General features: G+C 48.5%; 10 protein-coding genes. 4 read left to right on the forward strand and 6 right to left on the reverse strand.

What is annotated here, in order from left to right; genetic code table 11:
• Window positions 1-33: 33 nt before the first annotated feature.
• Both NE619_RS05080 and NE619_RS05085 read right to left on the reverse strand, forming a co-directional pair.
• A complete protein-coding gene (locus tag NE619_RS05080; protein ID WP_256131292.1) occupies window positions 34-1551 on the reverse strand; it encodes a BCCT family transporter in 1518 nt (505 codons plus the stop codon).
• A 212-nt stretch (window positions 1552-1763) separates the two neighbouring features.
• Window positions 1764-3182 carry a sigma-54 interaction domain-containing protein gene (locus NE619_RS05085; protein ID WP_256131293.1) on the reverse strand — a complete coding sequence of 473 codons (1419 nt, stop codon included), beginning with the start codon at window positions 3180-3182 and terminating at the stop codon, window positions 1764-1766.
• A 130-nt stretch (window positions 3183-3312) separates the two neighbouring features.
• Here NE619_RS05085 and NE619_RS05090 point away from each other — a divergent pair, with 130 nt between their 5' ends.
• Complete coding sequence (locus NE619_RS05090) at window positions 3313-3567, forward strand: helix-turn-helix transcriptional regulator (RefSeq protein WP_256131294.1); 255 nt, start codon at window positions 3313-3315, stop codon at window positions 3565-3567.
• Between the two features lie 211 nt (window positions 3568-3778).
• Window positions 3779-4261, forward strand: a complete 483-nt coding sequence (locus NE619_RS05095; RefSeq protein ID WP_256131295.1) for a DUF2798 domain-containing protein — start codon at window positions 3779-3781, stop codon at window positions 4259-4261.
• 48 nt (window positions 4262-4309) lie between these two features.
• Here the strand turns inward: NE619_RS05095 and NE619_RS05100 are convergent, their stop codons facing one another.
• Both NE619_RS05100 and NE619_RS05105 read right to left on the reverse strand, forming a co-directional pair.
• On the reverse strand, window positions 4310-6520 hold the full coding sequence (locus tag NE619_RS05100; protein WP_256131296.1) for a GGDEF domain-containing protein: 2211 nt from the start codon (window positions 6518-6520) through the stop codon (window positions 4310-4312).
• Between the two features lie 27 nt (window positions 6521-6547).
• Complete coding sequence (locus NE619_RS05105; RefSeq protein ID WP_256131297.1) at window positions 6548-7993, reverse strand: GntR family transcriptional regulator; 1446 nt, start codon at window positions 7991-7993, stop codon at window positions 6548-6550.
• 172 nt (window positions 7994-8165) lie between these two features.
• On the opposite strand from NE619_RS05105, the gene NE619_RS05110 reads away from it, so the two are divergent.
• Window positions 8166-10274, forward strand: coding sequence for a hybrid sensor histidine kinase/response regulator (locus NE619_RS05110; RefSeq protein ID WP_256131298.1), 2109 nt, complete (start codon window positions 8166-8168; stop codon window positions 10272-10274).
• A 14-nt stretch (window positions 10275-10288) separates the two neighbouring features.
• Window positions 10289-11617, forward strand: coding sequence for an ABC transporter substrate-binding protein (locus tag NE619_RS05115; protein ID WP_256131299.1), 1329 nt, complete (start codon window positions 10289-10291; stop codon window positions 11615-11617).
• A gap of 111 nt (window positions 11618-11728) precedes the next feature.
• On the opposite strand, the gene NE619_RS05120 is transcribed toward NE619_RS05115, so the two are convergent.
• Window positions 11729-12856, reverse strand: coding sequence for a hypothetical protein (locus tag NE619_RS05120; protein WP_256131300.1), 1128 nt, complete (start codon window positions 12854-12856; stop codon window positions 11729-11731).
• An 86-nt stretch (window positions 12857-12942) separates the two neighbouring features.
• A complete protein-coding gene (locus tag NE619_RS05125; protein WP_256131301.1) occupies window positions 12943-14064 on the reverse strand; it encodes an alanine dehydrogenase in 1122 nt (373 codons plus the stop codon).
• Between the last annotated feature and the right edge of the window lie 170 nt (window positions 14065-14234).

A 14234-nucleotide genomic window follows, 5' to 3' on the forward strand; every position in this document is an offset into this window, starting at 1 on the left:
CGTTTCTCCTCCTCAATATAGTATCTTTAAACTTTAATTACCATCTTCTTTGAACCATCTGAACAGTCCGACCAGCATCCCTATAATAATGAACAGGAACGGCACCGACAGTACAATGCAGACCGTCTTAATGGCTGTGAAAGGCGCTCCCGCAAACATGATGGACAGTGGAACCAGGGTCAGGATCAGGCACCACAGCACTCGGAACAACGGATTTGGATTGTTGTCCGCATCCAGCTTTTTCGTTGCGGATGCCGCCAGTGTAAAGGATGCCGAATCCAGCGATGTAGTCAAAAGTCCGATCGTTACCAAAGTAAAAGCGATTGGCAGGATCACGTTTCCACCCGGAAGCGTTCCCAAAAGGTCGAATAATCCCGCGTTTACATCAGCTGCTTTGCTCAGTTCATACGCACCCGTCAATTCTGCGTTCAGGCCGAAGCCGCCATTGATGGAAAACATGATCCAGATGCCGCCGGTAATTCCGATCAGGCAGGTGAGGATCATCTGTCTCAGGGTCCTGCCCTTTGAAATCTTTGTAATGAAGATTCCCATCATGGCCGCATAGTTGAGCGCCAGTGTGAACAGGAAAATGGTGTTCAGTTCTGGGAATCCCGACTGGGCCACCGGATCGGTGTAAGTGCTCATCTGAACGTAGTTCTGGAACATCTTGCCCAGACTGTAGGTAAATTCTTTCCAGATAAACTGCGTCGGGCCAACGATGAAGATAAAGGCGATGAAGATAATTGAGAGATACATGGTAAGATCGCTCAAGCGTTTCATGCCTTTCTGGATACCTACAAGGGATGTCACGGTAAAGATTACCGCAATAATCAGCAGTACGATAACGTTAGTCGTGAAGTTTGCTTCCAGTCCGAAAATCTTACCCAGACCCGCCGTTACCAAAGGAACGCCGACTCCCAGCGATACACCCAGGCCGCCGACAATGCTCAGTATGGTAAGTCCGTCAATAATCCTTGCCAGCGGCCGCTTGTATTTGAATCCCCCTAACATTTCTTCACATACGGCCCCTACTCTTAATACCGGAACCTTGCGCACATAGAAGGCGTACGCCATTGATACGGCTGTCATGATAAAGATTACCTGGCAGCTGAACCCCCAGTGGAAGAAGGTGTAAGTCATTGACATTTCGGCAGCCTCCACCGAATAGGGTTCAATGGAAAATGCCGGAGCAGCGTAATAGTAGGACCATTCAACAAAGGAATAAAAAATTGCGGTCGCGGCCAGCGATGCGCACAGCATCATGCCGATATAGCTGAATGTCGAATACTCCGGGTCCCCCTCCCCCAGTTTCACCTTTCCGTGCTTGCTGAACGCAAGGTACAGGCAGAAGAACAAGCCGATAAAGACAAACCATAAAATTGGCGGCCCCATTACCGCGGTAACCTTGGCGAAAACCGCGTTGACTACATTTAAGGTCGCATCCGGCTTGATACATATAAAAGCCACGAAGATCGCAACCAGTACAATGCAGATCAGCGATATGGGTTTGTCCGATACTGCCTTTGATTTGGTGTTCAAATTGTTTTCCATAAATCCTTTCTCCTTTCCGTTTAATTTGTGTTTATCGTGCCCATATAAAGAGCAACAACCGTGCCAACCAATAAAAACGTTGAAATTTCAAGGTTTAATTTAAAATCAATTTGCCGAAAATGAAAAGAGAAGGTCAAATCTGAACTTCTCTTTTCCGATGTTTTTATGGTCTTTTGCCAAATTGTTGGAATCTGCGCTTGTTTTATCAGGCGTCAACTCTGACCCCCAAAGTCATTTTTGACCCTGGATGTGAATCGCAGGTTGTGCTTACGCAATTTTCTTTTTAACGTGCTCTCTGAAAGGCCCAGGCTTTCCGACATTTCTTTGATGGTCCTGCATCCGGACATTCTTGTTTTTAAATACTCGTTTTCAAAGGCGTCCATCGCGCAAAGGTAACTGTCGCTCTGTTCAAAAATGGTTTTGATGCCGCTCTCACCATAGTTGGGGATGGCCTGCACAACATCCGCCAGATCGATTTCCGACTTGGGCGTAACCACAACCAGCCGCTCCATGATGTTGGACAGCTCTCTGACGTTTCCCGGCCAGGAATAACGGTACAATCCATTCACCGCCTCCTGAGAGATGGTTTTTCGATAGCCGTGCTTGTCGTTATACCGCTTTAAAAACAGCTGTATGAAATCAAAGATATCTTCCTTCCGCTCTCTCAGCGGCGGCAGCTTTACCGGAACAACGTTGAGTCTGTAGTAAAGATCCTCCCGGAAAAGCTTTTTTTCCACCATATCTTCCAGCTCTTTATTGGTGGCCGCGATAATTCGTATGTTTACCTTCTTTTCTTCCACGCCGCCGACGGGCAGAAAGGTATTGTCCTGCACCAGCCGCAGCAGCTTTGTCTGCAAGTTGAGCGGCATTTCTCCGATTTCATCCAAAAACAGCGTACCCTGATCGGCAGCTTCCGCAAGGCCCACCTTCCCCTTCTGGCTGGCTCCTGTGAAGGCGCCCTTTTCGTATCCAAACAGCTCCGATTCCAAAAGGGATTCCGACAGCGCCCCACAGTCGATTTTGATAAAGGGCTTGTCCTTTCTTAAGCTGTGCTCATGAATCCAGTTGGCAAACACATCCTTGCCCACGCCGGATTCTCCAATAATCAGCACCGACACCTCCGACGGTGCGATTCGCTGCAAAAGATCGATATTTTCCTGCATCTTATGGCTGTTGCTGATCAGAACATTTTCCTCACCGTTCCTTTTCTTCATCCGCTCCAGCTCTTTTTTATATTTTTCCAGCTGCTTCATAACCGCCATTTTGTCCCGTTTGACCTGAACCAGCTCCGTTACGTCCCGTTCATTAATATAGACCCACTTAATTTTGCGCCCCTTAAAAACCGGCACCCCGGTGATTACCAGCTGCCTGCCCCCTTTGAACTGCATGATGGTTTCCTTTTGGTTGGATCGGAAAACCTTTACTGTTACGGAAGCTTCATAGATCCCCTCTTCCAGCAGATCAGCGGCCCGTCGTCCCAGAATGTATTCCTTGTCCACCTCCTCAAGCCGCTCCGCCGCACGGTTCATATATACAATTCTTCCAAGTTCATCAGCGATGATAATACCATCATAGGACGCCTCGAAAAAGTCTTTCCAGTCGTCATGAAACATTTCCGGAACTCCTGCCATAGCGTCCCCCTCCTTTTTTGCGGTTTGGTCTCGTTTGCTTTGCAATGTATTTATTGCAATTATACAAAATTTTTGTACTAGAATCAATGTTAATGCACATAATGTTTATGGAAAGGTTTGGTAATATTTTATGTCCCAAAAGTTAAGACAAATCCGGGATGTTTCCATCGGGGGAAATCTCAGAAAACTGAGAAAAGAAGCGCACATGACGCAGGAGCAGGTAGTGGCTCAGCTGCAGCTTCGCAACCAGCCTACGACCAGAAGCACCTATTCGCAAATAGAGTCCGGCACTTACAATATACGCATCAGTGAACTGGTCGCACTCGCTGAGATTTTCCATACGGACTATAACACGATTTTTGATGGGGTGAGCTACAAGAAGTAGCTCCGGGAGAAGCGGCCTGAATATTGGTCAAATAAATTTTCTTGACAAACCCGATTTTCTTCTGATAAAATATGGTGCGTTGAAAAAGTTAAGATGTGTTTTAGATGCAAATGGTAGTGAAGATGGCAGTTGTTGTCATTCGTAGCGAAAGTTAGGAATGATGGCAGCTGTTTTTTTGCGTAGCAAACGCAGCAGAATAAAGGAGGATTTTATGCCGCACAACAAAAGAGAAAGTTTGATTTATACTGTGATTATGTGTTTTGTCATGGTGCTATGGATGAGTGTTTACAATGTATCCCTGCATAGTGGAGGATTGTCCGCGGAAAGCATCCGGGCCGGCTGGCTGGGGTTTCCCGCCGCTTACATCTTTGCCATGTGCTGTGACTGGTTCTTTGTCTCCAGACTGGCAAAGGGATTTGCCTTCCGCTTTCTGGTCCGCCCCGACGGCCACCCGCTGAAAAAGGTACTTTCAATTTCCTGCTGCATGGTGGTACCGATGGTCATCATCATGTCCCTGTACGGCGCATTGGAAAACGTTATTCACACCGGCCAGTGGAATATTCTTCCCATGATCTGGCTCACCAACATTCCCATGAATTTCATTATGGCGCTGCCATTTCAGCTTTTGATCGCGGGACCGGTGACCAGAAAGGTCTTTCGCCTGGCTTTTCCAGAAGGCAAGGTTCTGGCATAAAAAAAAAAGAAGAGCCTCTTTGAATTTATAACTCAAAGAGGCTCCTTTTCAGCTTGTGTAAACTCGGTTGCGCCCTTCATTTTTCGCCTTGTACAGCACCTTATCCGATGCTGCGACAAAATCCGCTAAGCAGTCATCCGGACACGGCTCGACACAAGCCACCCCGATGCTGACCGTTACGCTCGTAGGCTTCCCGTCGCCCAGATTTTCCACAGCAGCGCTTTCAACCTTCCGGCGAATTTTTTCCGCTACAAACGCAGCCCCTTCCAGATCCGTATTGGGCAGCAGTATGGAAAATTCATCGCCGCCGGTACGGGCCGCAAAATCCCCCGGACGCATAAGCGCTTCCCTGAATATGGCGGAAACCGTCTGCAGCAGCAAATCCCCCTGCGGGTGGCCATAGGTATCGTTATATTCCTTAAAACAATCTATATCGATTGTCAAAAGGCTCAGCGGAAGCCTGTATTTTATGGCTTCATTCCACTCATGCTGAAGCTGTTCTTCAAAGAAGTACCGATTGTACAGCGATGTAAGGTGATCCGTTATCACCATCTGGCGGGAAGAACGTTCTCTCTTTCGGTATAGGATCACCACCAGCACCAGCACAATAATGAGAAGGGCGCAGATACCGATCAGATACGGAATTCTCTGCTGGGCCAGTTTCTTATCATAGTCGAAAACCCTTCTTTCCCAGTGATCCGTGATTTCCTCACAGTCCACCACTTCCTGCGCCTTGCTGACAATGGAACAAAGAGTTTTCTCTTCCTTATTAAACCCGAAATAGGATTCGCAGGGAATATCCAACGCCACATTCACCTTAAAACCCGGACGTTCCATATAATTGGTAATGTACAAAAGCAGGTGACGGGGCATCATGACAAGATCCACCTCCCCGGAATCCAAGGCTTCAAAGCACTGCTGCGCATCAGGATATAAAACGGAATTTGTATGATCCGGAAAAATACGGTTGAAAATTTCCTCATACGCGGAACCTTCCAGCAGCCCTACCTTTGCTGCGGATACCTGGCTGATGGTCATATCGTCTCTATCCATGCGGGACAAAAGCACATAAGTATCCACAGAATAAGGCTCCTCCGGCCATAAATAGTGTCCTTCCCGATCCTTGGACTTAAGGAGATTGGTGATGATTGCCGCATCGCCCCGGTCTAATTTATCGAGAATCGAATTCCAGGGCTCGTCTGCCCCGGTGGTCACTTCAAATGTAAGGCCCGTCAGGCTCTGCATTTCTTTCAGGATATCATGCGCAATCCCCTGCCACTCTTTTTCCTGCTTGTTGTAAAAGCTGACCGGATAGTTGTCAAACTCAGCCGCCACAGGCACCGGTATCTTGTTGTCAATATGATATTCCAGATATTCCTTTTCCTCTTCGGTAAGCTTCTTATAAAGATTGTGGCGCAGATATTCCTTTTCCCCCTGCTCATGAAGGATGGACAATTCCTCTTTGCCCCCGTGTTCCAGATATTTCTGGACCACATCGATCAGGGGGCTGAGCTCCGGATCGGCAGTAGCCAGCGAAGCCGAGGTAAATGCTACCGGATAGTATTCCTGGTATGCGATATCCGGGTAGTACTCAAGGAGAGACTCGCTCATCGCCTCATAGATAAAGCCGTCGATCGTACCGTCCCGCAGTTTCTCGACCCCCTGTTGATAGTCCTGCACAAAGACAGCCTCAAAGGGCACTGCGGAAGTCTCCCGAACCCTTTCATAGGTAATGGAACCCTTTAAAAATCCGTAGCGAAGCTTCTGGCTGCCATTGATCAGGTCCAGCGGCGCCCGCTTTCCATTGCGAAATACGGAAAAGGACCGTTCCGCTATGGAGCTGGTCATAAAATACTTTTCACGCCTGTCAGGAGTCGCCGTCAAATCTCCGCACAGATCGACAGAGCCGTTGCCCAAACCATCCATCAACTCATTCCATTCCATGATCCTGGGAGTGATTTTCAAGCCAAACAGGTCGCTGAGCCGCTGGCATATGAGCCGGGTATAGCCTTCGATCTCGCCGTCCCCTGCCACAAATGCTTCCTCCGAATGGATCATTCCATAAACAAGCCCGTCGGGATTTTGTTTTTTTATCGATTCGATATCGGCGATTTCTTCTTTGGTCACTTCGGGAATGTCCGTATAATATGAAATATCTTTGCCGTTTTCCGTTTCCGCTGCTGAGGAAACGAGCGGACAGGCGCATAATATAAGGATCAAAGCGAAAACGCAAAAAAATCGATGCTGCTTATGCATCATTTATCCTCCAAAAAATAATTCTCTATGTTATTCATCCAGAACAAGTCCGGCGGCCTCCTCGAGTCCCAGCCCGATAAGCCGCTTCACAATCAATCTGATTTCGTGCTGCATCATCGCCTCCAGGTTTGCGGAAAAGCCCTCCACATCGCGCCGCTCCAAACAATCCAAAATGGGTTGGAAATACGGAATATAAACGGCGGTGTACTTTTGCCTGTCTTCCAGCAGGCCCCGAAGGGGGTACCCCCAAAGCAGAAGCCGGAACAGTTCCGTGTAGACCATCCTGACCGTCGCGAGGGGCGAGTCCTGGGAAATTCGTTCTATAATGGTGTATGGCACAAGCTCATGCCGCTGCTGCTGCGCACAGATAATGATCCCTGCTTTCCACTTTTCAGCCGTCTTTTGATCGATAGAAGAAAGCGTGGCCTCGGCGACCTGCCGGCAGGATAAAGTCAGGATATGCACACTTTTCACATGGGTCAGCAGACGCTTGTGCACAGACGGCTGGGAGAAATCACAGTTTTCCGTGATCTGCTCCGGCGGAAGAACCTTTGTGCCCACACCGTTGACGGATTTCGCCGCACCAATGTCGTTCAGGAGAGCTATCGCACGGCGTGCTGTATTGAGAGAAATATGCTTCTCCCTCGCCAGTGTGTTCAGCGAAGGCAGCAGGGAATCGGTAGGATAAACGCCCTGACTCATCTCAACCAAAAGTTCCATACTCAGCGAATAACAGATCTGAGAGGCTTTCTTGTACGGGCTCCACGAGAAAACGGCCTGCTGGTCAGAGGCTGGGAGCCGAACCCCGTTCTCATAGAACTGGCGAAGGGCGATCTCCTTCTGTCCCTGAAAGGCCTCAACCGAAGCGCGAAGGGCCGTCCAGTTTTGTTCCCGACACAACGTAATCATTTGCAGCAATGGATTTTGGTTCTGATTGAGCAGATTCAGGTTGCCGGACACGCTGAGAAAAGGCGTCAGGAAAAACATGAGCGTCTTCCACACAAGGCGATTGAGCATATCATTTCCCAAATTACCATAGATCGCCTGGAGCTGCTGAATCATAACATAGGGCCTCATGCTTTCATTCGAGGCGGAAAGCTGCTCGACCTGATCCAGCAATTCCGGAGAAGCATGCTTGAAACCCAGCCATTGCGCATTGCTGAACAGCGGCTGTATAGACTGCCCCAGATCCATCAGGGCGTCCTTCCGCCCCGCAAAAAATTTCCGGATACATGCTTCGGAATCCTGCCCGCTGTAAGATACGCTGACCTTGACACCGACGCTTTTGGAAATCGTAATATAGCCCTCACGCTGCAGCTGCCGGTAGGCAGCGCGAATTGTCTTGACGGAAACCATAAAAAGCCGGGCCGCATCCTCTATGGTTGGGAGACGTTCTCCAAACCTATAGACGCCAAACTGAATTTGCGTCCTGAGAACATAGTAGACCTCCTGCTGCAGCTCCATGCCATTCTCCACACAAATCCCCCCATTCCCGGTGTTCTTTTCAACTAGTATAGCATTTTTTATAAAAAATCACCATAAAAAAACGCAAGGAACTCCCCGGACCGGCCCCGGACCATTGCTATTTTAGAATAACTCTGTTATAATAAACGCTAAGTAACTATGTGGACAAGGTCGGAGGGGGCTTATGAGAAACTGGAGAAAAGGCAAAATTGTAGCCGTCGTTTTGACGACTCTGGTTGTTTTATCAGCGTCAGTGTGGGCGTATATCGATCGACTCTCCCATGCGACGGAATCATCGGTTCTCACCTTCATGAAGGAGCTGTCCTGGCACGACCTGCGAAATATACAAAGCGAGCTAAACAACTCGTGGAATGAAATCGCGGCTGTTTATTCCAGAACGGAAACCAGCCGGTGCAAAACCATACAGGAGGTCTGCAGTCGCCTGAATATTGAGCAGACGACCAACATCTTCGACCTCATTTATTTGGTGGATTCCGAGGGAAAAACCTATTCCGGCACAAATGCCGTGCAGGATGACAGCGACAAGATTTATATACGCACCCTGCTCTCCGGGGATCAAAAATTTGTCATGCGCTATGATGAATCGGATGTCTTAGAGACCACAAGGGAAAACCTTGTTTATGGTGTTCACTGCAACCCGTTTCGCGTAGACGGTGTGGAGTTCATCGGGATCGTCGGATTTGCGAAGATCAATCTGATTGAGGAACGTCTGAAAATCGACAGCTTTGACCAGCAGGGCTATACTTCCATTATCGACGTGGCCGGAAATTACGTGGTCAATCGGAATCGCGATGCCGGAATTGGAAAAATAAGTAATTATTATGAAGAGCTTCGAGATGGTGCAAATCTCTCGGAAAAGGATCTCGAATCAATTACTACCCGACTGGAACAGAGGGAATCTTTCATCGAATACTTTGACTATGGGGAGGATGACGCACAGGTCGTATCGTTCGTTCCCATCCCCGAATCGACATGGAGCATCGTTCTGACCGTTCCTGAAAAGGTATTCAACAAACAAACGCAGCATTTTGTCACGCTGACTGCCATTATGCTGGCAGTCGTTGTCCTTACGCTGTGCCTGATGATGCTGCTCATCATCCGCATGTCGGCGACTTCCGCCATAGCAAGAGCGGAAGCAAAGGCCCGCGGTGACTTTCTCTCCAGCATGAGCCATGAAATCCGTACACCGCTCAACGGTATCGTCGGGCTGAACCACCTGATGCAGGAAAATCTTGAGAATCCAAACAAACTGAAGGACTATCTCGGCAAATCGGATTCTACCGCAAAGTACCTGCTCTCCCTTGTCAACGATATTTTGGATATGTCCAAGCTGCAGGCCGGAAAGGTGGATTTACTCCTCAAGCCGTTTTCCCTTCATCATCTGCTCTCCATGGTCGAATCCATCACGCGCAGCCGCACGGAAGAAAAGGAAATTCACTTCCAAATTGAATCGGACCTCCAGGCCCCTGATCTCGTGGGAGATGAAATACGGGTCGAACAAATTTTAATCAACATCCTCGGAAATGCTGTCAAATTTACGCCGAAAGGCGGCCGCATCGTCCTGCGGGTGTTTCAGTCGGAGGCGGCAGCCGGCAAAATCACCACGACTTTTGAAGTCGAGGATACCGGCTGTGGCATCAGCGAGGAGTTCCAGAAAAAGATATTTAACCCATTCAGCCAGGAACACGGCACCATTTCTAAGGGGATGCAGGGTACCGGACTTGGCATGTCGATCAGCTCCCTGTTGGCAAAACAGATGGGCGGAACCCTTTCCGTCAGGAGCAAGCTCGGTGAAGGAAGCTGCTTTACCTTTGCGATGACTGCGGATCTGGCAGACGCGGTCCCAATAGTAGCAGTAGATGTGGACGCACAACCACTCCAAGTGGAGACGAACAGGAAGTTGAAGATTTTGATTGCTGAAGATAATGAGCTGAATGCGGAGATCCTGATCGAGCTGCTGCATACCGCGGGTTTTGACGTGTCCCACGCTGCCGATGGTGGACAAGTGGTCGAGATGTTTGAGGCCTCGAGCGCAAATGAGTTTGACGTCATCTTGATGGATGTGCAGATGCCCGTGCGGAATGGCTATGAAGCGGCCAGGATCATTCGCGCCATGGACCGCCCGGATGCAAAAACAGTTGTCATCTATGCCTGCACAGCCAACACCTTCAAGGCGGATCAGGAAAAGGCCAAAGAAAGCGGTATGGACGGATTTATCGCAAAGCCGATCGACGTAAAAAATCTCATGCAAATGCTTACTCTGCCAAAATAAAGGAGGACCTGAAAATGAAAAATTGGAAACGGATGTTGGCGGCAGGACTAATCCTGACAGTGGCTTTTGGCGTGCTGATCGGTTGCGCGCCCAAGGGGGCTGCGAAACCACAGGTAACGTTGATGATCAAGCTCCCGCCGCTGACCGTGGCAAATGCCGATACCGACATAAAGGACGCCTATGAGATTCTAAAACAGGCCGGCCAGGAATTTGCGGCGCAGTACGCAAATGCGGATGTTACGGTCAAGGTGGTCAAGTTCGCCTATACTGAGGAAGACGACTACATCACGGACTGCTTTGACACGGAGGATGCTGCGGATGTCCTGTTTGAAGGCTACTTCAATATGGCGGGGTATATCCATACGGGCCGCGTAGTTCCCCTGGACGATATTATCACGGAGGACATGCGCTCCGACGTGGATGACGCCAGCTGGGAAATGAGCCAGGTAAATGGGAAAACCTATATGCTGCCCTATTACAGCCTGCAAAACACCCTCTGCTTTAAGAAAAAGCTGTTCCGCCAGTGCGGGTTGGACGAATACATCGGAGAGGAGGGCACAATTCAAAGCTGGACGCTGGATGAATGGGAGCACATTCTCTCCACATTATCCGAAAAGCTGCCAAAGATGTCATATCCCATGCTGATGTACGCCAAGAACGATCAGGGAGATACCCATATCATGACCCTGCTGCGCAGCCGTGGAAGCGAATTCTTTGATAAAAACGGCCGCTTCCATATTAACACGCCGGAGGGAGTCGCCGCGCTTCAATGGATCGCGGATTGCTATAAAAAAGGATACTTCCCGGCCGGCTGCGAGAACATGGAAATCAATGACTGCAACACGCTCTTCCTGAATAACCAGTTGGCAATCTACATGACGAACAGCGCCACGGCGATCAATCTGGATTCGGACACGATGGGCTTCGTCAACTTCCCCAGCGAGGACGGGGCCGGATATAACACTTCGTTTGTCACTGGCTTTGAAGTCTTTGACAACGGGGATGCGGCAAAGCTGGAAGCAGCCAAAGCCTTTGTCCGCTATTTCTACGACAACGAGGAGCTGATGAATTATGCGCAGGTTGGCATTCCTGCAAGCAAGGCCACGACGGAACGCGTAAGCGAGCATATCTTCATGCAGGAAGCTTATTCAGCCAACGCCGTCAACACGGTAGATTTTACGGCCAACAACCCCAACTGGCGCGGCGTGCGCGATGTGTTCTATCCGCACATCCATGACCTGCTGGCCGGAAACAGGACCCCAAAAGAGGTTGCGGCGGCCATCGATGCGGACTGCAACGCTGCTATTGAAAACGGCTGGGCAAACAGTAAATTACATAAGTAGATATATTCTGTCTGCCTTTTCCTGAAAAAATAAAATAGTGTAAATTGGAGAGGAGGGAGTGACTAGCTCCCTCCTCTCATGGCGTCGTGCGCACTGTTTCCCAAAACAAAATCATTTCCTGTCTTCATGCGTAGGAAGCTTTTCCCTTGTTATTACTCCTCTGATTAATTTAATATCTCTCCATATAATAAACAACCATCCAATCAATCCGACATAGCCTACCGCAGGTGTAATAATGTTCACTAACATCTCAAATGGCAGATACGATCCGAAGAATCCCAAAACTGCTATGATTAAACAGGCTATTACAAACTTTACCGTTTTTTCCTTAGTGAGCCGGGCAGCAACTGACCACATGAGCGGTACGGCTGTTGTGAAGATCGCAAGGGCCAGAACGACCGCGTAAATGATACCCAGTATCGGCGAAAGCGATTGTGCCATTGCCAAAGCAGGAACCGCGATCTCACCTACCACGCTAATCTGCGAACCTTCTGCCAGCACCAGAAACAGCGCTCCCGCCGTAAACAGTACATTTCCGAAAATAACCCCTGTAATAACCTCTGTCCTGTTTTTGGCCTTTGATCCCATTGCGGACATAAACGGCAGACACATTACAATATTCCATAAGGCGTATAAAATTCCTGCCATTACCCACGAACCGGAAGCGAGCAAAACATCATGTGTAGTAATGTAATGATTCCAGTTTTCAAAGTCAACACCATGCTTTACGATTACGCCAATAGCCATAACCATTGTCACAACTATAATCGCCGGCCCTATGAATCCAATGGTGTCAATAACACTGGCCAACCCTAACAATACCACCGCTGTCACTACAATTACAAGAATGAGTGACCCCAGCCATTCCGGACCTCCGAATATCTGATGAAAGGTAGATCCAAATCCGGCCATCATTGTCATCAGTGTAAGGAACATGAATACAGGGACAAACCAGGAAAGAACCGTTCCTACATACTTTCCGCATAAATTCTTGTAACATTCCAGCCCCTGTACATCTCTGCTTTCATTTCCCAGATTCATAACAGCGGCTGATGTCCATGCGCCAAGCGCGCCATTGATAACCATTACTCCAATTGCTTTGGCAATACCATAGTTGGTAAAATACTGCATGACTTCCTGCCCTGTAGCAAACCCTGCTCCGATCAGGAACGCACAGAATGCGCCGGCAATCTTTATCACCATACTGATACGTACTTCGCTTTTTCCAATTTTCAACATGACGGTTTTCCTCCCTACTGAGGACAAATTTACAATTCACGTAAATTTGTCCTCAGAATACATGATTTCTAAAATCAGATCCCTATCTAATCCAACATTGAAAGGTCAAACTCAACATATGGCATTTCCTGATTAATTCCAATCTCAGGATGTACAATCTGTCCTTTAAGCGTGCTGATACATCTGCGGATCGCAGGATCATCCGTTGCCGCCTGCTTCAAGCCCTTATTGGCAATGTTCAAAATATACGGCCCGGTAATCATCAGCAGCGCTTCTGTCGCTGTCTTTGGACAGAGCGACGGCATATTGGGCACGCAGTAATGCAAAATGCCTTCTTCCGTAAAGGTCGGTTCTCCTAAGGTCGTATAGTGGGAAGTCTCTACAATTTCAGCTCCTGCAATATCCATGATGAGCGAACATTTTTTCATCTTTTTTACCGTTGCGCGCGTTACGAGCGGTTCTCTTTTTCCCGGTTCAGGGGAAGGGTATATGCAGTTAATAAAAACGTCACAGTCGGTCAGCAGTTTTTCTAAAGCGTGCGCTTCATATAAAACGACATCTGCTTCCGGAATCGCTGCCTTCAAATAATCAATCCTGTTCCAGGATGCTTCGATGATTGTAACCTGCAGTCCCAGGCCAACGGCTACCTGCGCGGCGTTAAAACCCGCATAGCCTCCTCCTAAGACTACGATTCTTGGCGTGGGCAGCCCATACACTTTTCTCAGCAGAAGACCGGTTCCCCCATTCACGGTTTGGCAGTACTTTACGGATTCCAGCATGGCCATGCTTCCCGCAATGTCACTCATTGGCTTCATGGTTGGTCTGGAACCGTCATCCAGCACGATCAGTTCCATGGACAGGCCGATGCTCTTTTGATCCACCAGCGCCTGAGCCATTGGCTTGTCATAGTCTTCGGCTAAATGAAACCAGGTCATAATCATCTGGTCTTCCCTGATTAATCCGAATTCCTGGGGCTGCAGTTCCTTGACCTTTGTTATAAACTCAGCCTTGGCATAAATCTCTTCCGCAGTGCCTGCCACCTTCGCGCCTGCCGCTATATAATCCTCATCGGAAAAACCGCTGTTTTTTCCTGCGCTTTCCTGTATCCAAACCTCATGTCCCGCATCCACTAATCTTTTTGCCCAGATCGGATTCATTGCGACTCTTGTTTCATTTTCCTTAACTTCTTTTGGTGTTCCTATGATCATTGTGTAACCTCCCATTAAATATTGATTTAACAGCTGTTGCCACTTATTAACGCAAGTAACATGCCATGATATATTGATAATTTAGAAGGTTTAAATTTCAACGTTTTGTCGGATCTCCAAATGGTAAGCACAAAAAAAGCGGCGCATAAATGCGCCGTCAAGGACAAAAT

The organism is Anaerovorax odorimutans, assembly GCF_024459955.1.
Taxonomy (GTDB): domain Bacteria; phylum Bacillota; class Clostridia; order Peptostreptococcales; family Anaerovoracaceae; genus Hominibacterium; species Hominibacterium odorimutans_A.